We start from the raw sequence: 20398 nt of genomic DNA, 5'->3' as shown, positions 1-20398 counted from the left end.
ATGCCGCACCTTCAAGCCCATCGGAACACCGTGTTTTCGCAATTTAGTCAGTCCGCGCAAGCCGTCGTCCACCTTGCCGAGCAAGAATGCCGGAACGCTAGCCACTATTACCTCGGAACGGAGCACCTCTTGCTCGCCATGGCGATCGATCCGCCCTCCGACGCCCGCGCATATTTCGCCCGCATCGGCGCCGAGCCGTGGGAGATCAAACAGGCGCTGCGCGAAGCGATGGATGCACCGTCGGAACACCCCTGGGAGGGCGTCATCATCACGCCGCGGGTGCGCGAGATCTTCGAGCGGGCCGCACGGGAAAAAGGCGCGTCAGCGCTGATCGAACCGGTCGACATCTTGTGCGGCATCGTGACCGACGGCGGCGGCGTCGCCGCGCGCGTGCTCGCGCACTGGAACTCCCACTAGGTGCACATCATCCAAGCGGTGACCCATTGGGTCATCGACTTCATCTACCGGCTTGGATACGTAGGCTTGACGCTCGGCATGTTCGGCCAGGCGGTCGGCGTGCCGCTGCCGAGCGAAGTCATGATGTCCTTCGGGGGCTATCTCGCGTTCGCGAGGGACTTGACGCTGCCGCTGGTGATCGCCGCCGGCACCTTCGGGGACACGGCCGGAGCGCTGGCGGCCTACGCCATCGGCTATTATGGCGGCCGGCCGTTTCTCGTGCGCTTCGGCCGCCTCTTCTTCGTGCGCCAGCACGAGATCGACCGCGCGGACCGGTTTTTTGAAAGCCACGGCGTCAAAGCCGTGTTCGTCTGCAAACTGCTGCCAGGGATCCGCGCGTTCGCCTCGTTTCCGGCGGGCGTCACCCGCATGCCGCTGGTCCAATTCGTGCTCTACACGCTCGCCGCGTCGATCATCTGGTGCACCGGCTTCGCGTTCATCGGCTTCACGCTCGGCAAGCATTGGGATAGGGTGTCGCACTATCTCCGGCCCATCTCCATCGCGCTGCTCGCGCTGCTCGTGGTGGCGGTCATCGTGTGGCTCGTGCTGCATTTCGCCGAACGCGCCAGGGCGCGAGCCCGCCGCTAATCCAAGGTAGCCCGTCCGGCGCCCAGAAGTATGAAGGCGCCATGACCGACGCACTGAGCCAGAAGCTCGAACGCCTGCCGGCCGAACCCGGCGTCTACGAAATGCTGGACGCTGCGGGCGCGGTGCTCTACGTGGGCAAGGCGATCGAGCTGCGCTCGCGCGTGCGCTCGTATTTCCAACCGGGCCGCATCCATCACGTGCGCACCGACGCCTTGGTCGAGCGCATCACCGACGTCCGCACCATCATCGTCAAGAACGAAGCCGAAGCGCTGCTGCTCGAATGCAACCTCATCAAGCAGCACAAGCCGCCGTATAACGTCCGGCTCAAGGACGACAAGAAATATCCGTATCTAAAGGTGACGAACGAGCCCTTCCCGCGCGTCATCTTCACCCGCAAGCTCGTGGACGACGGCGGCCGCTATTACGGTCCCTATACCAACGCGGCCGCGCTGCGCGATTCCATCAACTTGATCCGGCGCGTGTTCCCGTTGCGCACGTGCAAGCTCACCGACATCGGCGTCAAGAATCATCGGCCCTGCCTGCAGTATCACATCAAGCGCTGCAACGCGCCGTGCGCGTTCCTCCAAACCCGAGAAGATTATCTCGCCACGGTCGCCCACGTGCGCCTCTTCCTGGAGGGGCGTCAGCACCTGGTGGTGGGCCGCCTCGAAACGCAGATGCGCGGCGCCGCCGATCAATTCTCGTACGAGTACGCGGCGCGCTTGCGCGATCGCATCGCCGAGATCAAGCGCGTCATGGAGCGCCAAGAAGTCGTGTGGCGCAGCCGCATCGACATGGATTTGATCGCGGGGGCTCACGGGCAGGGCTGTTCGAGCATGGAGATATTCTTCGTGCGGGCCGGCAAGCTCGTCGGGCAGGAGCACTTCATCGTCGAGGGCACCGAAGGTCGCCGGCCGGACGAGATCTTATCCGAGTTCGTGCAGCTGCACTACGCGCAAGCGCCATCGGTCCCCAAGGAGATCATGCTCGAAACGCAGATACCGGATGCCGCCGAAGTCGAGCGCGCATTTTCCGAGCTGCGCGGCAATCGCGTACGCTTGATCGTGCCGCAACGAGGCCAGCGCGCAGAGTACATGCGCAAGGTGCGGCGCAACGCCGAGCAACACTTGGCCGATCACCTGTCCAAGAGCGCGGTGGCAGAAGAGCGAGCAACAGTCGCGTTGGAGGAGCTTGCGGCCGCCCTGAGCCTGCCCGGTCTGCCGTCGCGCATCGAGTGCTACGACATCTCGCACGTCCAGGGCACCAACGTCGTCGGCTCGATGGTGGTCTTCGAAGACGCCAAACCCAAGAAGAGCGACTACCGGCGCTTCAAGATCCAAGGCGCCGAGAAGAACGACGATTTCGCGAACATGGCGCAGATGCTGCGCCGCCGCCTGCGCTATCTCAACGTCGACGCCTCCGGCAAGGAGAAGAAGTTCTCGCGCCGCCCCAATCTGCTGCTCATCGACGGCGGGCGCGGCCAGCTCAACGCCGTCCTCGACATCCTGCGCGAGTTGGATCTCATCGCTATCCCGGTCGCGGCGCTCGCCAAACAATTCGAAGAGCTCTATCTCGCGGACGAGAGCGAGCCGATTCTGCTGGCGCGCAATTCGCCGGCGCTGCACTTGATCCAGCGGGTGCGCGACGAGGCGCACCGCTTCGCAGTCGCGTATCATCGGAAGTTGCGCGGCAAGGGGCAGGTCGCGTCAGGGCTCGACGGAGTGCCGGGCATCGGTCCCGCGCGCAAGCGCGCGCTCATCCGCGCCTTCGGCTCAGCCGCCGCGATCAAGCAGGCCAGCCCGACCGAGCTGGCCGCGGTTCCCGGGATGACGCAGGCCGCCGCGCGCGCCGTGCACGCAAGCCTGCAGAAAAAGGACTAGCCGCATCGCCCGCTAAGGGCTGGCGCATGCATTTCGTCATCCGCTTGATCATCAACGCACTGGCGCTGCTTGCGATTTCGTACCTGCACGCGTTCCACATCAGCGTGGACGGTGTCGGCTCGGCGCTGATCGTCGCGCTTGTGCTCGGCCTCGCGAACGCCATCGTGCGGCCGATCCTCGTCGTGATCAGCTGTCCGCTCATGATCTTGAGCCTTGGGCTCTTCACGTTTGTGATCAACGGGCTGATCTTCTATTTCATCAAGTACGTCGTGCCGGGGTTCCACGTCCCCGACATCTGGGCCGCCATTTGGGGAGCGATCTTGATGTCGATCATCTCGTGGGCCATCTCGCTCGTCATTCACGAGCCGGAGTCCGACGAAAGCCCCCGCCGCTAAGGTTGCGCGGCCGGACGGAATACGATAATATAAGTAGGTCGCGGGGGCGTCACGGTCTCGACGGGTTGTGCCCAGGCGAAGGAAGCAAGCGGAGTTCCGAGCCCTCCTTAAACGATCGGAAAACGTATACACGCGAATAGCGAATACGCACTGGCAGCCTAATCTAGGCTAGTCACGTCCGCGGGGCAACGGCGCCGGCACGGGCCCGCAGATGTCAAACAAGACGGCTACCGCGTACGGGCGCTCCGACGCGCGCGGGAAATTGATCGGAGCTGGCAGCCGCGGCAATCGAGTTCGGCGAGTACGCGGTTGCGAGATCAAAAACCGGACTAAGCTTGTAGACGCCTTCGTGGGGGTCTTCTCGGACACCGGTTCAACTCCGGTCGCCTCCACCATCTCCCTTCCCGACCTCAATTCGGCATGGGCGGACCAGGTTTAAGCCGTTGGAGTTTCGCCTGCTGCTCGGCCGTGAGAATGTTCTTCACCTGGATCATGAGCCCGAGCTGCGCGTGTTTCATCTGACGCTCGAGCTCGAGCTCTTGATCGAGCTGCGTCATGACGCGGGACTCATCGACGCGCGGCTGCGCCAGCAGCGAGCCGAGCGCGCTCATCGACTCTTGTATGCGGAACTGCAACTTCATGGATTGCGTCTGAGCGTTGATCGCCGCGGATTCGATGGCGTTGCGCTGCGTATCGTTCAGACCGATCGCGCCGCCGTGCGCGATCACGAAATCCGGCGGGAACAGGTTTTGTCCGATTGGATCCGGGCCCGGCGGCTGCATCGGCATCGGCGCCGCGCTCGCACTGGACACTGCCACGATCAAAGCCAGCACGATCGCGTAGAAGATCTTAACTCGCATGTTTTCCTCCTTGCGCACGCGACGGGGTCGTCTCGGTGCGCGTCGTCAGGGTCGGTGTCAAAAGAACGTCAGTAGGTGATCGCCAGTGCGACAAGGCCGACGCCGCGGCAAGCGCGGCCGTGGCTTGGTGTTGCGCTCGCTCAGCGGGTCGACTCAACTGCAGCGTCGCCGCCGCTGCGACGATAGCGATCCCCGCGGCCATCGCGACGGCGATCCGCAACCGCCCGCTAGGCGATAGCCCGACGCCGGCCGATTGAAGAGCCGCAGAGAGACGTGGGCGCAGGCTCGGGCCGGGCTCGGCTGCGCCCAAGCGAGTGAGGCTCCCGTCAATCGCAGCAGCCAGCGCACGCAGTCGTTCTCGCGTGCCCGCGCAATCCGGACAGGTTTCGACATGCTGTCGAGCCGAGTCCCCAAGGGGCCGTCCGAGCGCATGCTCCTCGAGCTGTTCGAGATAGTGTTCGCAGTCGTTCATCGGTAAAGCGTCCTCAGCAATAGTTTGCGGGCGAGATGCAGACGCGAGCGTACGGTCCCCTCGGGGATCCGCAGAGCCGCGCCGACCGTGCGCGCCGCGAGTCCGTTCACAGCGCACAGCAGGACGACTGCGCGCAATTTCTCGGGCAATCCAAGGATTGCAGCGCGCAGGCGTCCTTCATCCATGCGCGCAGCCACAAGTCCGTGCGGATCGTCGATCGCCCCGGCCGGATGCATGACCGCAGCAGCCTCATCGCGAGCTTGCGCGCGCCTCTGCCGCCGGCGGCTGTTCAACGCCAGGCGGTAGCTCGTGCGCGCCACCCATGCGCGAAACGCCTGCGGGTCGCGAAGGTCTGAGCGCCTGCGGAAAGCGGTGAGGAAGACATCCTGCGTGACGTCCTCTGCGTCAGCGCAGCTTCCAAGCACCGCGTGAGCGATGGCATACACCACGCGCTGCGCCTCGCCCATTTGTCGCTCGAATTCTTCGACGCCGGTCCGCGCGGCGACCGAAAGGGGAAACGACTCCGCTCCGGCGCTCATGGATCGATCTCGGCTTTCATCTACTACTCAAGACACCACCACATCACGATTCGTTCACTGCCGGGCAGCTTGGCGCCTCGAACGGGCGTTCTTGTCAGGTCCCTCGCAATCGTGTAATATAGGGGGCGATTGATCAATCCCGCTCGGTCTCGTGCAGTCCTCGTCGCTGCCCTCGCGGTGGCGATTGTTGCGTCTATGCCCGCCTGCACCAAGAAAGCGGAAGTAACGCAATCGCAGCCCCTGAAGATCACCGTCTTCTATTGCAAGGCTGGAACCGAGGAGCTGATGCCGGTGGACTATACGGCGAAAGCTTCCTTGGACGGCGCGCAGGTGGCGAACTACGCGACCGACCAGCTCTTGGCCGGTCCATCCGTCGGCCGTGATGCCGTGGCGCTCTTCCCCATCGGCACGCAAGCGAGCGTCACGTTGAGCGGCGGCACGGCGACGGTGAACCTCATCGGCCCGATCCAAAAATCCTCGAGCGTCGGCACGAGTGACGAAGTGGCGATGTTCAAGGCGCTTGTCTACACGCTCACCGGCCTGCCGAACGTCAAGGAAGTCCAGGTCCTCGTCGGCGGCCAAAAGGTCGCGGCGCTGCCCGGTGGACATCTCGAGCTCGATCAGCCGCTGACTCGCGAAACGTTCGCACAATGACCCTTCGCGTCACCGCGTTGCTCTGCGCAGCGCTCTCGTTTGGTCTGCCTGCCGCGACGCGCGCCGCCGGCATCCCGTTCACGCAAACGGGCGCGAAAGTCTACGTCGCGGGTCGTCAGGTTCATTTCCAACATCTGGGCGTCGCGTACGGCGATCCGGTCGCCCCCGCGGGAGACGCCGGCTTGCGCGACATGTTGGGTCTCGTCGCCGCGCAGCTCACGTGGCAGCCGGGAACGCGCTTCGCCGCCATCACGCGCGCCGACGGCAAACTCGTCACCTTCACTTTGGGCAGCACGGCCGTCTCGATCGACGGCACGCCGACCGCGATGCCGTTCGCGCCGTTCTCTAGAGATTCGGACATGTATCTGCCGCTCATCCCGCTCGCCAAGGCGCTCAATCTCGGCGTGCGCGGCTTCCAAGGCGGCTACGTCTTCGTGCCGCAGATCCTTAGCGTGCGCGGGCACGCCGAATCCGATCGCACGATCGTGCAAATGACCGCTTCCGCACCCGCGGAGTACAAAACGGCTTTCAACCAGCGCGCGGGAACGCTGGTGATGAGTTTCCCCGGATTCGGCACCGACCTGAAGGGGACGATCGCGCTCGGCACGCGCACCGCCACCCGCGCCGCGGTGAGCATGGCTGGTCCGCCCGGTTTCCCGACGACGACCGTAGCGATCTCGGTGGCGCGCGGCGAGCGCTTCGCGGCGCATCACATGGCCGGCAACGCGGGCGTCGAACTCATCGTCGCCAAGAGCCAAGCGGCATTGCGCGTCGAAGATGTCGCTTCGTCCACCGGGACCGTGCGTCGCACCGAGCGCAAGACGCCTGCGCCGGCTTCCACACCGCGACCTGCAACGCCGCCACCGACCCCGACCGCCACACCCGCACCGACCGCGTCGCCGACACCCACGCAGACACCCGCTGCGATGCCGAGCAACGTGCCGACCGCGCAGCCCATGGTCACCGGGTCCGCTTCACCGGCCGCCGAACCGACCGACAACGGCGTTTCGCCGGCGCCGCAGGTCTCGCCGAGTCCAGGCGACCAACGCATCACGGCTTTAACGGTCGACGACGTCGCAACGGGCACGCGCATCACGCTCACGCTCTCGGGACCGGTGAGCTTCGAATGGCACCGGCTTGCCGATCCCGATAACCGTTACTGGCTGGACATCAAGGGCGCTGTGCTCATCGGGCCGTCCCAGACGCTCGCGTCGACGCTGCCATTCATCAAAGAGATCAAAGTCAGCCAGAACCAAGTCGACCCCGAGCACGTCGTGCGCGTCTCGATCACGCCGACGCAGCCGATCGACGTCGCGGTGGGGCCGATCGCGCAGTCGGCGAATCAGATGGGCGTCGAGATCCAACGCACCCCTCCCGGACCGGATGCGCCGCATGCGGGCATCGGCACAATCAGTTTTACGCCTCCCAGCCCGACGCCGATGGTTCGCGGTCCGCTCCAACACGACCTCATCGCCATCGATCCGGGGCACGGCGGCAACGATCCTGGCGCGATCAATACCGGCTACGGCTTGGTGGAAAGCCACATCGCCTTGGAAGTCGCGCTGAAGGTGCGCGACGAGCTGCGGCACCTGGGTTGGAAGGTCATCATGACGCGCGAGGGAGACAATGAAGTCGGCGATCCCGGCGGCGCCGACCGTCAGGAACTGCAGGCCCGCTGCGATGTGGGTAATGCGGCCGGCGCGCGCCTCTTCCTGAGCATCCACGTCAACTCATCGACCGCGCAGTATCTCAACGGCACGACCACGTACTACTACCGGCTCGGCGATAAACCGTTTGCGCAGGCCGTCCAAGCGGCGACCGTCGCGTCAGACGGCATCGCCGACGACGGCGTCAAGCGTCAGGCGTTCTACGTCGTCAAGAACACGATCATGCCGGCGGTGCTGGTCGAGACGGCATTCCTCTCCAATCCGCATGACGCCGCGCTGTTGGCGCAGCGCTCGTTCATCGCGCGTCTCGCGCATGGCATCGCGCGGGGCGTGATGGACTACACCGGCGGACCGCAGACGATCCCCGCGGGCACGCAATGAAGACGGCGCACGGACCGGTCGCCATGTTCGACTCCGGCCTCGGAGGATTGACCGTGCTGTCGGCGTTGCGGGCGCTGGTCCCGTCGGTCGACGTGGTCTACTTGGCAGACACGGCGCACGTGCCGTACGGCGATAGGACGCTCGAAGACATCGCTCAGCTCGCGGCCGGCAACATCAAACGCTTGCAGGAGTACGACCCCGCGATCATCCTCATCGCGTGCGGCAGCAGTTGTTCCGCCTTCGACGCCCGCGGCTGGCCGGACACGCAGGTTCCGCTCGTCGGGCTCGTGGAGCACGGAGCGCGCGCCGCCGTCGCGGCGAGCAGGTCTGGGCGCATCGGCGTCATCGCGACGCAAGCCACCGCGAAGAGCGGCGTGTTCGGACGCGCCATCCGGCGTTTGCGTCCGGATGCTATGCCGGTGGAGCTAGGCGCGCCTGCACTCGTGCCGATCGTCGAAGCCGGTGATTCGAGCACCGAGCGCGCCGCCATCGCGGTAGCGCAGGCTTGCGAGCCGATCAAGGCGGGCGTTTGCGACGCGCTCATCCTGGGCTGCACGCACTTCCCTCATTTGAGCGCGTGGTTCGCACAGGCGCTCGGACCTCAGGTCGCGCTTGTCGACCCGGCACAAGCATGCGCACGCGAATGCGCGGAGATGCTCGAAGGCGCGCCGCCCGGCCAAGGCCGGTTGATCGTAGAGGTCACCGGCGACACGCACAGCTTCGCACGGCACGCAGCCGCCCTCGGCGCGCCTGCGATCACGCAGTTGGTGTCCTATGCCGGACTTCGGTCCGGTCCTAAATGATGTGGAATAGTTTGAGGAACAGAATCGACGACGCGATGGCGAGCACGGCCCCGGCGACGACTTGCGCAAGCGTGTGACTGCGTAGATAGACCCGCGACCAGCATACCAAGGGGACGAGCGCCACGTACGGCAGCGGGATCTCATGGAAGAGCGCGATCAACACGGCGAACGGTCCGGTGATGCCGAAGGCGTGCGTGCTGATCTTCCAATAGCGGGTGATCAGCATCGTGCCGAGCGCCGTGCCCCAGTAGCCCCATGCCACGGCCACGAGCTCCTGTCTGACGCCCACCAACGTGAAGCCGATGGCGGTGAGCAGATACACGGCGACGAAGACCAAGAACACGCGCTCGCGTTCGTAACGATCGGACATCTCGAAATCCGAGATGCGGCCGGTGACGTACAGATACAGAACGCATATCAACGGAAGCACGGTGAAGCAAAAGACGCTGGTGGAGGACAGCACCCAGAACTCGAGCGTCGATTTGGAGTAAGCGTGCGAAACGATGACGAATAATATCGCCGCGCATACGAACGGATTGAAAATCGTGGAGAGCGCCTTGGCGAACTCCACGAGGGCGCGGTGTTGCCGGATGACCACGATCTTGGGAGCCGGATCGTGATCGGAGCCGATGCGCGAGGGATCGTGCATGGAGTACCATTATATCCGGCAGAGCGGCGGTCTGTAAAGTGACTCGAGTGCACGAAGCGCGCAAGCGAGCCTCAGTTCTCCTACTCCACGGATTTGCCGGGAGCCCGTTCGAGATGCATGAGCTCGGCCGCCGCTTGGAAGAGCGCGGCCTGGGCGTGCGCGCACCGACGTTACCAGGTCATGCGACCGCTTCGCGCGATTTGCGAGGCGTGACCCCGGACGATTATTTCGAAGCGGCTGAATCCGCGTACCAAGCCGCGGCTCGCGACAACGATCGCGTCTACGTCGTCGGGCTTTCGATGGGCGGCTCGCTCGGGTTGCATTTGGCTGGCACGCATGCGCTCGCCGGCCTGATCACCATCTCCACGCCGCTCTCCGTGACCCAGCTCGTGGCGTCGGGCGTGCCGCTGCTGCAGCGCCTCGCGCCCGGCCTGCCGGTTCCGTCTCGCATCGGCGCGCGCCTTGCCGGCGATGAAGGCTACGCCAACGTGCCGGTGGCATCCGTCGGCGTCTTCCTATCCGTCATCGAGCGCGTGCGCAGCGGACTGCAGCGCGTCGCCTGTCCTTTGCTGATCGTGCACAGCATCTACGACCCCACCATCCCGGTCAAGAACGCGCAGCAGATCCACGACGGCGTCGCCAGTCGCGACCGGAGCATGCACATCATAAAGCAGGGCCTGCATCTGCTCACGCGTCCGCGTTACGTCGGATTCATCGAGCCCGCGATCGGCGCGTTTATCGAGCGCCTCGAAGCTGAGAACAGCCGGACTGAAGTCCGGCATGCCACATAGGCGCACAGGTAGCCTGACCGGGACGGCAGAACCCTGTCCTCCGCCAAAACCGCTTCGCCCCTTATGGAGCACGTAATCTTTTGCTGACTTTCCTTAGTATAGCAGCCGCTTTTGCGGCAGGCGGCGCAGCCACTCCGGGCGTGACGCCGGTGGCGGTTCCGACCCCGATCCAGATAGCGACCACAAGTCCCATATTCCGGCCGCTGACCTTCAGCCAACAGCACCCGTTCCTGACGTCCTCGGTCGAGCTGCTGTTCCTCGTCCTCACCGTGGCCGTCATCTTGCTCATGTCCATCCAGACGACCAAGAACGAGGGCTTGTCGGGAAGCATCGGCGGTCGCGCTGAGGCGGCCTACCGCGGACGGCTCGGGCTCGACCAGCAGCTCAAGCGCGCGACCGATTTCGCCGCCGGCTCGTGGATCGTGCTCGCCATCTGCCTGCTGTTCCTCACCCGCTAAGAGAGATCATCGACGCGCATGCCGCTGTTATCCGTCAAAGACCTCGAGGTCACGTTTAGCACGGACGACGGCATCGTCCGCGCGGTCAACGGACTTTCCCTCGATCTCGAGGCCGGAAAGACGCTGGGCATCGTCGGCGAGTCGGGCTCCGGCAAGAGCGTCACCGCTTTGTCCATCATGCGCCTCATCGCGATGCCGCCGGGCCGCATCGAGCGCGGCACGATCGAGTTCGAGGGGCAGGACCTGCTCAAGCTCGGCGAGGCGCAGATGCGTCACATCCGCGGCAACAAGATCTCGATGATCTTCCAAGATCCGATGACCAGCCTCAATCCGGTGCTGACGATCGGCGAGCAGATCGCCGAGACCATCATGCTGCATCAGCATAAGAACCGCCGGCAAGCATATGAGCGGGCCATCGAGATGCTCGACGTCGTACGCATCCCCGAGGCGGCCAGCCGCATCAAGAACTATCCGCACCAGTTCTCCGGCGGCATGCGCCAGCGCGTGATGATCGCCATGGCGCTCGCGTGCGATCCGCAATTGCTCATCGCCGACGAACCCACGACGGCGCTCGACGTCACCATCCAAGCGCAGATCCTCGACCTGATGCGCGATCTGCAAAAGCGGATCAACTCCGCGATCATCATGATCACCCACGACCTGGGCGTGGTCGCCGAAGTGTGCGAGAAAGTGTTGGTGATGTACGGCGGCAACATGGTCGAATACGGCACCGCCGAGCAGATCTTCAGCAGCCCCAAACACCCGTACACCGTCGGTCTGCTGGAGTCGCTGCCCAAACTGCATGAGGAAGGAAGGCAGCGCCTCGTGCCCATCGAGGGACAACCCCCGAATCTCTTGCGCCTGCCCCCGGGCTGCGCGTTCGCGGCCCGCTGCCGTTACGTCCAGCCCAAACACATCGTCGAGCGCCCGCCGTTCGTCGACTTCGGCGACGGTCATATCGCGCGCTGCTGGCTCTACGACAAGGATAAGAGCTTCGATCTGAGATCTGCCGAGGTCACGGTGAAGGCGGCGGCCCGGAATGGCTGACGAAGGCGCACGCGTGGCGGATAGCCCGCTCGTCGAAGTCCGCAACGTCAAGAAGTACTTCCCGATCACCGCGGGCGTGTTCTCTCGTCATGTCGCAGACGTCAAGGCCGTGGACGACGTGTCCTTCGCGATCAAGCGCGGCGAGACGCTCGGACTTGTGGGCGAATCAGGCTCCGGCAAGACGACTATCGGGCGCTGCATCCTGCGCTTGACCGAGCCCACTGCAGGCGAGATCCTCTTCGAGGGCAACGACATCACGCGCATCAAGCCCAAGGAGATGCGCGCGCTGCGCAGAGAGATGCAGATCATCTTTCAGGATCCCTACGCCAGCCTGAACCCGCGCATGACGGTCGGCGAGATCATCTCTGAGCCGCTCAAGATCCACCATTTGGCTCGGGGCAAAGAGGTCGACGAGAAGGTCAACGATCTGCTGAAGACCGTGGGCTTGGCGCCATATCACGCCAACCGCTATCCGCACGAGTTCTCCGGTGGGCAGCGCCAGCGCATCGGCGTGGCGCGCGCGCTCGCGGTCAGCCCCAAGTTCATCGTCGCCGACGAGCCGGTCTCCGCGCTCGACGTCTCCATCCAAGCGCAGGTCGTCAATCTGCTCGAGGATCTGCAAGAGCAGTTCAGCCTGACGTACCTCTTCATCGCCCACGATCTTTCGGTCGTGCGCCACATCTCCGATCGCGTGGCGGTGATGTATGTCGGCAAACTCATGGAGATAGCCACGCGCGACGAGCTTTACAAACGACCGCTGCATCCGTACACGCAGTCGCTGCTGTCGGCGATCCCCATCCCCGACCCGCGCATCGAAGCGCGCCGCGAACGCATCATACTCGAGGGCGACATACCGTCGCCCGTCAACCCGCCCAGCGGCTGCCGCTTCCACACGCGCTGCCCCATCGCGTACGACCGTTGCGTGACCGAAGTGCCCGAGCTGCTCGAATACAAGGGCCATTTCGTGGCATGCCACAAAGTTCAGGAATTGGGCGGTGAGCAGCCCGATATCAGAGCCGGTCGCTCAAAGTTCACGGGCGCCGCAGCCGCCTCCAAAACGGCGTAATTCCGTCCCCAAAAGCCCGCTATCCGTCTGTCCCGCTTTTGACACCCTTGACGCGCTAGTGTATAGTAGGGGACGTTTGAACACAAGTTCGGTACGTCCCGAATCCCAGGATAGGTGAACCCCCGTTTGTCGAGATCGCTGATCATCGTCGAGTCCCCCGCGAAAGCGCGCACCCTAAAGAAATTCCTAGGGTCGCACTACCAGGTATTGGCGTCGGTCGGGCACGTCCGCGATCTTCCGAAGAGCCGGCTGGGGGTGGACGTCGACGACAGCTTCGCGCCGACGTACGTCACGATCAAAGGCAAGGGCGACGTCATCAAAGAGCTGCGCAGCGCGGCCAAAAAAGCCAAGCACGTCTACCTCGCGACCGACCCGGATCGCGAGGGCGAGGCCATCGCCTGGCATTTGGCGGAGATGCTCAAACTGCCGGAGCCGAAGCGGATCGAACTGCACGAAATCACCAAGAGCGCCGCGCAAGAGGCGCTCAAGCATGCCAGCGCCATCAATCTCGATAGGGTCAACGCGCAGCAGGCCCGGCGCATCCTCGACCGCCTCGTCGGATATAAGATCTCGCCGCTGCTGTGGCGCAAGATCCGCGGCGGGCTTTCCGCCGGCCGCGTGCAGTCCGTCGCGGTGAAATTGATCGTCGACCGCGAACGCGAGATCGAACGCTTCCGACGGCGCAAGTATTGGACCGTCGCGGCGCGTCTGTGGCCACACGGTCACCACGACGCGGCGCACACCTTCATCGCCGACCTCGTCAGCATCGACGGCGTCAAACCGGAGCTCACGCCGACCGGCGACGCCGCGACGGACGAGCGCATGCCGAAGCTCTCCATCGCGGCGTTCGGCGACGAGCAGAGCGCGGAAGCCGCGGCCAAGCGGCTGCGCGCGTCGAAGTTCGGCGTCAAGAGCGTCGCCCATACGGAGCGCCAGAGTTTCGCCGCTGCGCCCTTCACCACGAGCACGCTGCAACAGGAGGCATCGCGCAAGCTGAAGCTGCGCGTGCGCCGCACCATGCAGATCGCGCAGGCCCTGTACGAAGGCGTGGATGTCGGCGCCGAAGGCACGGTCGGTCTCATCACCTACATGCGCACCGATTCGACGCGCCTTTCGGACGTGGCCATGGGCATGGCGCGCGAGTACGTCCACAATCTGTACGGCGACGACTATCACCGGCCCAAGCAATATAAGGTCTCCGAAGACGCGCAGGACGCGCACGAGGCCATCCGGCCGACCGACGTCAATCGCACGCCCGAGGTTGTGGCGCAGTACCTCGATGCGCAGCAGTTGAAGGTATATCGCCTGATCTGGCAGCGCTATGTGGCGAGCCAGATGTCGCCGGCGGTCTACGATCAAACGACGGTCGAGGTCGAGGCAAAGGGCTGCGTGCTGCGCGCCACCGGAAGCACATTGAAGTTCCCCGGCTACACCGTCATCTACGAAGAAAGCCGTGACGAAGACGAAGAGGAGACCGACGAGCGCAAGCGCCACCTGCCGCCGGTCGAGCAGGGGCAGGCGCTTGACCCGCGCGCGATCCTCAACGAACCGCACGAGACGCAGCCGCCGCCGCGTTTCACCGAAGCGAGCCTCGTGAAGACGCTCGAAGGCGAAGGCATCGGGCGGCCGAGCACCTATGCGACCATCGTCGACACGATCCAGCACCGCGGGTACGTGCGCATGGATCAGCGCCGCTTCGTGCCGGACGAGATCGGCTATGTCGTGACCGACATGCTGGCCGAGTATTTCCCGGAGATCGTCAACCCCAACTTCACCTCGGAGATGGAGCGCCGCCTCGACCGCGTCGAGGAAGCGCACGACGATTGGGTCTCGCTGCTGCGCGAATTCTATGGCCCGTTCGCCAAGGAACTTGCGCATGCGGACGAGGTCATCCCCAAGGTCGAGATCGTGGAAGAGGAGATCGACGAGGTCTGTCCGGCATGCGGCCGGCCGATGAAGATCAAGACCGGGCGCTTCGGCAAGTTCATCGCGTGCTCGGGATATCCCGAGTGCAAGACCACCAAACCGATCGTCAAGGACTCGGGGGTGGTGTGCCCGCGCGACGGCGGGCGCATGCTCGAACGGCGCAGCCGCCGGGGCCGCACCTTCTGGGGTTGCGAGAAGTACCCGGCGTGCGATTTCGTCGCGTGGGATCCGCCGATCGTCGGGTCGGCTTGCCGCGAGTGTGGAACATTCCTCGTGCGCAAGCGCGCCCGAGGCGGCGAGCGCATCGTATGCGCCACGGATGCGCACCACCAGCACGGCTACGAGCCCGTAGGGGGGATCGCGGTCAACGGCGTGGTGGGCGCCGGTCAGGAAGTCGACGTGGACGTCGAGGAAGAAGAGCCAAGCGACTTCAAACAGTCCGCGTGACTCGACTCCAATGTAGCGTTCCGAGCGAAACTCGGACTCCCAGCGTCAACGTCGTCGGCGGCGGTCTCGCAGGCAGCGAGGCGGCTTGGCAGCTCGCGCAAGCCGGCGTTCCGGTGACCCTATTCGAGATGCGGCCCGGCCGTCAGACCGGGGCCCATCAAACCGGCCGCCTGGCCGAACTCGTGTGCAGCAATAGCCTGCGAGCGCTCTCGCTCGAGAACGCCGTCGGCCTATTAAAGGAAGAGATGGCGCGCCTCGGTTCGCTGATAATCGAAGCAGCGCGGGCTACCGCCGTGCCGGCCGGCGGAGCGCTGGCCGTCGACCGCGAGCGGTTTTCCGACTTGGTGGAGCGCCGGCTTCACGATCATCCCCTTGTCGACGTGCGTCGCGAAGAAATCACCGCGCTCGATGCCGACGTCGTCATGATCGTCGCGTGCGGACCGCTTGCTTCCGAAGCGCTTGCGCTCGAGCTGGCGCGGCTCTGCGGTCGCGAGCAGCTCCACTATTTCGATGCCGCTTCGCCCATCGTCGCGGCGGACTCGATCGACCGCTCGAAGACCTATGAGGCATCGCGCTACGGCAAAGGCGGCGGCGCGGACTATCTGAACCTGCCGCTGGACCGGGCGCAGTACGAGCAGTTGGTCGTCGACTTGGTGAGCGGCGAAAAACACGAGCCGCACGGGTTTGAGCTTGACGCCGCCGCGGGCAAGGTGCCGTATTTCGAAGCGTGCCTGCCGGTCGAAGAAATGGCCCGCCGCGGGGTGGACACGTTGCGCTTCGGTCCGCTCAAGCCGGTAGGCCTTGACGATCCGCGCACGGGCAAGCGCCCGCACGCGGTCGTGCAATTGCGTCGCGAGAACGCCGCGGGCACGGCGTACAACCTCGTGGGGTTTCAGACGCGGCTGACGTGGCCGGCCCAGAAAAACGCCTTCGGCAAGTTACCGGGGCTCGAGAACGCGGAGTGGCTGCGCCTCGGCGTGATGCATCGCAACACGTTCGTCGACGCGCCTCGCGTATTGAATGAGGATCTTTCGCTGCGCGCCGCCCCGAACGTGTTTCTAGCCGGACAAGTCACCGGCTGCGAAGGCTACGTCGAAGCGGCTGCGACCGGACTCGTGGCCGCCGTGAATGCAGCCCGCCGGGTTTCGGGTGACCAACGTCCCTTCGTGCCGCCGGCGCACACTGCGCTCGGTGCGTTGCTGGCGTATCTGCGCGACGGCACGAGCCCCGACTTCCAGCCGCAAAATGTGACCTACGCGTATTTCACACCTCTGGATCCGCCCGTCAAGGACAAGAGAGCGCGCCGGATCGCGCTTGCCGGGCGGGCCCTGTCCGCTATCGACCGGATTGAAATGCCGTGGAGCGCGACACTCCGAGTATAGGGCCGCGGAAGTTGTCCGCTGAAGCAGGCGGCATGATGCGATCCACGACCATCTGCGCGGTGCTTCGCAACGGCCAGCTCGCGATCGCAGGCGACGGCCAGGTCACGCTCGACAAGGTCGTGATGAAGCACACCGCGCGTAAAGTACGCCGCATCGCCGACGGCAAGGTGCTGGCCGGCTTCGCCGGATCGGCGGCAGACGGTATCACGCTGCTCGACAAGTTCGAAAGCAAGCTCTCGGAATATCGCGGCAACATCACCCGCGCGGCCGTTGAACTCGCCAAGGATTGGCGCCAGGATCGCGTCCTGCGCCGCCTCGAGGCGCTCATGATCGTCGGGGACAAAGAGCACCTGTTCACGATCTCCGGCACCGGCGACGTCGTCGAACCCGATGACAACGTGGCGGCCATCGGAAGCGGCGGACCGTACGCTCAGGCGGCCGCGTTGGCGATGGTGGAGCACACGGATCTGACGGCCGAACAGATCGTGCTGGAAGCCCTACAGATCGCGGCGAAGATCTGCATCTACACCAACGATGCGATCACGGTGGAAGTTCTGTCCTAGTCGACGCCGAGCGCTCTCTTGAGACCTCAAGGCTCTCGCTCGAGCCCCTCACCGTCGCGCACGCGGTGGAGTTGTTCGAGCCGCTGCAAGACGCGCGCATCTATACCTACGAGTCGCTGGCCGCGCCGGCGAGCCTCGCGTTCCTTGAAGCTCGATACGCGCTGCTCGCGAGACGCCGATCGCCTGACGGATCGCAGATCTGGCTCAATTGGGCGGTTCGGCAGAGGGCCGGCGAGTATGTCGGGCTGGTGCAAGCGACGCTCGAAGGCCGGCGCGCGCTCATCGGCTATGATTTCTTTCCGCCGTTTTGGAGACGAGGTTTCGCGCGCGAGGCATGCGCGGAGGTGGTGCGCTTTCTCGTGGCCGAATGCGCCACGAGGGTGGTCGAGGCCACGGTGGACGTCGAGAACGCCGCCTCGATCAAGCTGCTCGAAGCGCTGGGCTTCTCGCGCGTGTCAACCGGACCCAGCGACGACATGCGCGGCCACACCGATCACCGTTACGAGTACGCTGCGAAAAACTAGACGCGCGCCACTTCGGCGACAAGCTTTTGGACCGTGTCTTTCGCATCGCCGAAGAGCATCATGCATTTGGGATTCTCGTAAAGCGGGTTGTCGATGCCCGCGAAACCTGGATTCATGCTGCGCTTGAGCACGACGACGTTCTTGGCCTTATCGACGTCCAGGATCGGCATGCCGTAGATGGGGCTGTTCTGCACGCTGCGCGCGGCCGGGTTGGTGACGTCGTTAGCCCCGATCACGAGCGCCACATCGGCCGCCTCGAATTGGGGATTGATCTCGTCCATCTCGTGCAGCTGCTCGTAGGGCACGTTCGCCTCGGCCAGCAGCACGTTCATGTGCCCGGGCATGCGGCCGGCCACGGGGTGGATCGCGAATTTGACGTCCACGCCGCGCTTTTCGAGATTTTGCGCGAGTTCGCGCACCGCGTGCTGCGCCTGCGCCACCGCCATGCCGTAGCCGGGAACGATGATGACGCTGCGCGAGTAGGCGAGCAGCGTAGCCACATCCTCAACCGAAGCCGTGCGCACCGCGCCGCCGCCGCTGGCCGTTTCGGGCCCCGCGCCCGCCGTCTTCACGCTGCCGAACGCGCCGAACAGAACGTTGGCGAGCGAACGGTTCATCGCGGTGGCCATCAGCGTGGTGAGCAGCGTGCCCGAGGCGCCCACCAGCGTGCCGCTGATGATGAGCACGTTGTTGGATAGCGCAAAACCGGTGACCGCCACCGCAACGCCGGTGAACGAGTTCAAGAGTGAGATGACGACGGGCATGTCGGCGCCGCCGATCGGCAGCACGCCCAAAATGCCCAGCAAGAGCGCTGCGCCGACCAAGCCGATGAACGCGGCGGCCGTCACGTTGCCGATGAGCAGCCAGGCGGCCAGCCCGAGGATCGACGCCAACACCAGCCCGTTGACGATCTGCTGACCGGCATAGGTGACGGGCCGGCCGGTCATCAGTTCCTGCAGTTTCGCAAAAGCGACGACGCTGCCCGAGAAGCTCACCGAGCCGATGATCGAGCTCAACATGATCGGCAGCATCCGATCCCAGGTGGGAACCGCGCCGCCGCTCGTCAGTCGCAGGAACTCGCCGGCTGAGACCAGCGCCGCGGCGCCGCCGCCCGCGCCGTTGAACAGCGCCACCATCTGCGGCATCGCGGTCATCTTGACGAGGCGCGCCGAGACGAATCCGATGGGCGCCCCGATCAGCGCGCCGATGACGATGTCGGTCCACGTCAAGATGTGCGCGTCGAAGCAGGTCGCGACCACGGCGATGAACATGCCGATCATCGCCAGGATGTTGCCGACCCGCGCCCTGGCCGGCGAGCTCAAGAACTTGAGGCCCAAGATGAACAATACCGCGCTCACCAGATAGGCGATCGCGAGCACGGCCTGCTCGGCGGTCATCACGGACGCGTTCCCGCCCTTCCTTTGAACATCTCCAGCATGCGCTCGGTGACCGCGAAGCCGCCGACCACATTGATCGTCGCGAGAATCATGGCTGCTAGGCCGATCGCGCGGCCGGCCGGACCGCCGATCGCGGCGCCCGCGACCAGCATCGCGCCGACGATGACGATGCCGTGGATCGCGTTTGTGGCCGACATCAACGGCGTGTGCAGCATCGACGGCACTTTCGAAATGACTTCGAAGCCGACGAAGACCGCCAGCACGAACACCGTCAGCTCGATGATCAGATGTTCCATTAGGCGCGGCCTCCTTGCCCTTGCAGGCGCGAGCGGATCGCATCGTTCGTGATCTGGCCGTCGCGCGTGATGCACGTCTCTTTGGTGATCTGGTCGCTCATGTCCAATTGCAGCGCGCCGTCGTGAACGAGGTGGGAGAAGAGCGCGAAGACGTTCCTGGCGTACAATTGACTGGCGTGCAGCGGCATGCTGCTCGGCAGATCGAGGGGGGCGATGATGGTGACGTCGTGTTTGACAACCGTCGATCCGGGTTCTGAGAGCTCGCAATTGCCGCCCATCTCGGCAGCCAGGTCGACGATCACCGACCCCGGACGCATGGCCGCGACCGCGGCCTCCTTCATCAAGATGGGGGCGCGCTTGCCGGGGATGAGCGCCGTCGTGATGACGACGTCAGAGTCCGCGGCCGCCGCGGCGATCACCTGACGGTCGCGCTCCTGCTGGTCGGATGACAGCTCTTTTGCGTACCCGCCCGTCCCCTCGGCCTCTTCGTGCGGCGTGCTCACGAAGATCGCGCCGAGGCTCTCGACTTGTTCTTTGACCGCGGCGCGCACGTCGAAGCCTGAGACGACTGCGCCCAAGCGGCGCGCGGTCGCGATCGCCTGCAGTCCGGCCACGCCTGCGCCGAGCACGAGCACCTTGGCCGGGGCGACCGTGCCCGCGGCGGTCATCAGCATCGGAAAAAATTTCGGCAGCGCGTCGGCGGCCACCAGGACCGCCTTGTAGCCGGAGACGGTGGCTTGCGACGACAGCGCGTCCATGCTTTGGGCGCGCGATATGCGCGGGATCAGCTCCATGGAGAAAGCAGTGACCTTGCGCGCGGCGAGCTGCTCGGCGATTTCGGGTGTCACCAGCGGCTGCAGGAACGCGATGAGCGCCGAACCTTCGCGCAGCATCGCGATTTCGTTCGCCCCGCCGTCGCCCGAAAATGGCCTTTGCACCTTGAGGCTCAGGTCCGCCTGCGCGTACACGGCGGCTGCGTCCGCCGCCATGGTGGCGCCGGCGGCCTCGTAGGCCGGATCGAGAAAACCCGCTGCTGCGCCCGCGCCGCGCTGGACGAACACGGTGCAACCCGACTCGACCATGCGCGAGGCTATGTCGGGCGTCGCGGCGACGCGGCGTTCGCCCGGCGCGATCTCCTTGGGCACGGCAACGTTCAA

General features: G+C 64.9%; 22 protein-coding genes and 1 other RNA gene. 16 read left to right on the top strand and 7 right to left on the bottom strand.

From position 1 onward, the window contains the following. Positions 1 to 30: 30 nt before the first annotated feature. The 5 genes from VN934_02210 to ssrA all read left to right on the top strand — a co-directional run bounded on the left by VN934_02210 (position 31) and on the right by ssrA (position 3714). Positions 31 to 417: a Clp protease N-terminal domain-containing protein gene (locus VN934_02210; GenBank protein HXM17604.1), complete on the top strand. Its 387-nt coding sequence runs from the start codon at positions 31 to 33 to the stop codon at positions 415 to 417. Then, positions 418 to 1044, top strand: coding sequence for a DedA family protein (locus tag VN934_02205; protein ID HXM17603.1), 627 nt, complete (start codon positions 418 to 420; stop codon positions 1042 to 1044). It begins immediately after the preceding gene. A gap of 41 nt (positions 1045 to 1085) precedes the next feature. Further along, a complete protein-coding gene (gene uvrC / locus VN934_02200; GenBank protein HXM17602.1) occupies positions 1086 to 2924 on the top strand; it encodes an excinuclease ABC subunit UvrC in 1839 nt (612 codons plus the stop codon). Between the two features lie 26 nt (positions 2925 to 2950). Continuing rightward, positions 2951 to 3319 carry a phage holin family protein gene (locus VN934_02195; protein ID HXM17601.1) on the top strand — a complete coding sequence of 123 codons (369 nt, stop codon included), beginning with the start codon at positions 2951 to 2953 and terminating at the stop codon, positions 3317 to 3319. A gap of 42 nt (positions 3320 to 3361) precedes the next feature. Then, positions 3362 to 3714, top strand: a transfer-messenger RNA (tmRNA) gene (gene ssrA / locus VN934_02190). Between the two features lie 15 nt (positions 3715 to 3729). Here ssrA and VN934_02185 read toward each other — a convergent pair. From VN934_02185 to VN934_02175, 3 genes are read right to left on the bottom strand one after another with little or no spacing between them, the layout of a single operon-like run. Then, on the bottom strand, positions 3730 to 4179 hold the full coding sequence (locus VN934_02185) for a periplasmic heavy metal sensor (GenBank protein ID HXM17600.1): 450 nt from the start codon (positions 4177 to 4179) through the stop codon (positions 3730 to 3732). Then, positions 4169 to 4651 carry a hypothetical protein gene (locus VN934_02180; GenBank protein ID HXM17599.1) on the bottom strand — a complete coding sequence of 161 codons (483 nt, stop codon included), beginning with the start codon at positions 4649 to 4651 and terminating at the stop codon, positions 4169 to 4171. Before VN934_02180 ends, VN934_02185 begins: the two co-directional genes overlap by 11 nt. Continuing rightward, positions 4648 to 5190 carry an RNA polymerase sigma factor gene (locus VN934_02175; protein HXM17598.1) on the bottom strand — a complete coding sequence of 181 codons (543 nt, stop codon included), beginning with the start codon at positions 5188 to 5190 and terminating at the stop codon, positions 4648 to 4650. Before VN934_02175 ends, VN934_02180 begins: the two co-directional genes overlap by 4 nt. A gap of 195 nt (positions 5191 to 5385) precedes the next feature. Here VN934_02175 and VN934_02170 point away from each other — a divergent pair, with 195 nt between their 5' ends. Genes VN934_02170 through murI form a run of 3 tightly spaced genes read left to right on the top strand, consistent with a single transcriptional unit; the run spans position 5386 to position 8695 of the window. After that, complete coding sequence (locus VN934_02170) at positions 5386 to 5844, top strand: GerMN domain-containing protein (GenBank protein HXM17597.1); 459 nt, start codon at positions 5386 to 5388, stop codon at positions 5842 to 5844. Continuing rightward, a complete protein-coding gene (locus VN934_02165; protein ID HXM17596.1) occupies positions 5841 to 7892 on the top strand; it encodes an N-acetylmuramoyl-L-alanine amidase in 2052 nt (683 codons plus the stop codon). The genes VN934_02170 and VN934_02165 overlap by 4 nt, the downstream gene beginning before the upstream one ends. Further along, positions 7889 to 8695, top strand: a complete 807-nt coding sequence (murI, locus tag VN934_02160) for a glutamate racemase (GenBank protein ID HXM17595.1) — start codon at positions 7889 to 7891, stop codon at positions 8693 to 8695. Before VN934_02165 ends, murI begins: the two co-directional genes overlap by 4 nt. On the opposite strand, the gene VN934_02155 is transcribed toward murI, so the two are convergent. Continuing rightward, positions 8688 to 9344: a hypothetical protein gene (locus VN934_02155; protein HXM17594.1), complete on the bottom strand. Its 657-nt coding sequence runs from the start codon at positions 9342 to 9344 to the stop codon at positions 8688 to 8690. The genes murI and VN934_02155 overlap by 8 nt on opposite strands. 38 nt (positions 9345 to 9382) lie before the next feature. Between VN934_02155 and VN934_02150 the strand changes: the two genes are divergently transcribed. The 8 genes from VN934_02150 (at position 9383) to VN934_02115 (ending at position 17548) form a co-directional block, all read left to right on the top strand. Beyond that, a complete protein-coding gene (locus VN934_02150; GenBank protein HXM17593.1) occupies positions 9383 to 10135 on the top strand; it encodes an alpha/beta fold hydrolase in 753 nt (250 codons plus the stop codon). 80 nt (positions 10136 to 10215) lie between these two features. Next, a complete protein-coding gene (gene secG, locus VN934_02145; GenBank protein HXM17592.1) occupies positions 10216 to 10593 on the top strand; it encodes a preprotein translocase subunit SecG in 378 nt (125 codons plus the stop codon). An 18-nt stretch (positions 10594 to 10611) separates the two neighbouring features. Next, positions 10612 to 11640 carry an ABC transporter ATP-binding protein gene (locus VN934_02140; GenBank protein ID HXM17591.1) on the top strand — a complete coding sequence of 343 codons (1029 nt, stop codon included), beginning with the start codon at positions 10612 to 10614 and terminating at the stop codon, positions 11638 to 11640. After that, positions 11633 to 12706, top strand: coding sequence for a dipeptide ABC transporter ATP-binding protein (locus VN934_02135; GenBank protein HXM17590.1), 1074 nt, complete (start codon positions 11633 to 11635; stop codon positions 12704 to 12706). The genes VN934_02140 and VN934_02135 overlap by 8 nt, the downstream gene beginning before the upstream one ends. Positions 12707 to 12820: 114 nt before the next feature. Then, positions 12821 to 15079, top strand: a complete 2259-nt coding sequence (topA, locus tag VN934_02130) for a type I DNA topoisomerase (protein HXM17589.1) — start codon at positions 12821 to 12823, stop codon at positions 15077 to 15079. Beyond that, the gene (gene trmFO / locus VN934_02125) at positions 15076 to 16461 is read left to right on the top strand and encodes a methylenetetrahydrofolate--tRNA-(uracil(54)-C(5))-methyltransferase (FADH(2)-oxidizing) TrmFO (GenBank protein HXM17588.1); all 1386 of its coding nucleotides are present in this window, start codon (positions 15076 to 15078) and stop codon (positions 16459 to 16461) included. The genes topA and trmFO overlap by 4 nt, the downstream gene beginning before the upstream one ends. A 32-nt stretch (positions 16462 to 16493) precedes the next feature. Next, entirely contained in the window at positions 16494 to 17024 is a 531-nt protein-coding gene (gene hslV, locus VN934_02120) for an ATP-dependent protease subunit HslV (protein ID HXM17587.1), read from the top strand. After that, positions 16979 to 17548 (top strand): GNAT family N-acetyltransferase, encoded by a 570-nt coding sequence (locus VN934_02115; protein HXM17586.1) that lies wholly within the window; start codon positions 16979 to 16981, stop codon positions 17546 to 17548. Before hslV ends, VN934_02115 begins: the two co-directional genes overlap by 46 nt. Here VN934_02115 and VN934_02110 read toward each other — a convergent pair. From VN934_02110 to VN934_02100, 3 genes are read right to left on the bottom strand one after another with little or no spacing between them, the layout of a single operon-like run. Further along, entirely contained in the window at positions 17545 to 18945 is a 1401-nt protein-coding gene (locus VN934_02110; GenBank protein HXM17585.1) for an NAD(P)(+) transhydrogenase (Re/Si-specific) subunit beta, read from the bottom strand. The two genes, VN934_02115 and VN934_02110, sit on opposite strands and share 4 nt — an antisense overlap. Beyond that, positions 18945 to 19241 carry an NAD(P) transhydrogenase subunit alpha gene (locus VN934_02105; GenBank protein ID HXM17584.1) on the bottom strand — a complete coding sequence of 99 codons (297 nt, stop codon included), beginning with the start codon at positions 19239 to 19241 and terminating at the stop codon, positions 18945 to 18947. The genes VN934_02110 and VN934_02105 overlap by 1 nt, the downstream gene beginning before the upstream one ends. Next, a complete protein-coding gene (locus VN934_02100; protein ID HXM17583.1) occupies positions 19241 to 20398 on the bottom strand; it encodes a Re/Si-specific NAD(P)(+) transhydrogenase subunit alpha in 1158 nt (385 codons plus the stop codon). The genes VN934_02105 and VN934_02100 overlap by 1 nt, the downstream gene beginning before the upstream one ends.

This window comes from Candidatus Tumulicola sp. (genome assembly GCA_035601835.1).
In the GTDB taxonomy this organism is placed as follows: Bacteria; Vulcanimicrobiota; Vulcanimicrobiia; order Eremiobacterales; family Eremiobacteraceae; genus DATNNM01.
Note: the sequence above shows the minus strand (reverse complement) of the source record. Positions and strands in the feature narration are given on the sequence as shown.

Coding starts and splice junctions, on each gene's coding strand:
- uvrC (HXM17602.1), top strand. CDS start 1,086: ATGACCGACGCACTGAGCCAGAAGCTCGAACGCCTGCCGGCCGAACCC.
- VN934_02195 (HXM17601.1), top strand. CDS start 2,951: ATGCATTTCGTCATCCGCTTGATCATCAACGCACTGGCGCTGCTTGCG.
- VN934_02185 (HXM17600.1), bottom strand. CDS start 4,179: ATGCGAGTTAAGATCTTCTACGCGATCGTGCTGGCTTTGATCGTGGCA.
- VN934_02180 (HXM17599.1), bottom strand. CDS start 4,651: ATGAACGACTGCGAACACTATCTCGAACAGCTCGAGGAGCATGCGCTC.
- VN934_02175 (HXM17598.1), bottom strand. CDS start 5,190: ATGAGCGCCGGAGCGGAGTCGTTTCCCCTTTCGGTCGCCGCGCGGACC.
- VN934_02170 (HXM17597.1), top strand. CDS start 5,386: ATGCCCGCCTGCACCAAGAAAGCGGAAGTAACGCAATCGCAGCCCCTG.
- VN934_02165 (HXM17596.1), top strand. CDS start 5,841: ATGACCCTTCGCGTCACCGCGTTGCTCTGCGCAGCGCTCTCGTTTGGT.
- murI (HXM17595.1), top strand. CDS start 7,889: ATGAAGACGGCGCACGGACCGGTCGCCATGTTCGACTCCGGCCTCGGA.
- VN934_02155 (HXM17594.1), bottom strand. CDS start 9,344: ATGCACGATCCCTCGCGCATCGGCTCCGATCACGATCCGGCTCCCAAG.
- VN934_02140 (HXM17591.1), top strand. CDS start 10,612: ATGCCGCTGTTATCCGTCAAAGACCTCGAGGTCACGTTTAGCACGGAC.
- VN934_02135 (HXM17590.1), top strand. CDS start 11,633: ATGGCTGACGAAGGCGCACGCGTGGCGGATAGCCCGCTCGTCGAAGTC.
- hslV (HXM17587.1), top strand. CDS start 16,494: ATGATGCGATCCACGACCATCTGCGCGGTGCTTCGCAACGGCCAGCTC.
- VN934_02110 (HXM17585.1), bottom strand. CDS start 18,945: ATGACCGCCGAGCAGGCCGTGCTCGCGATCGCCTATCTGGTGAGCGCG.
- VN934_02105 (HXM17584.1), bottom strand. CDS start 19,241: ATGGAACATCTGATCATCGAGCTGACGGTGTTCGTGCTGGCGGTCTTC.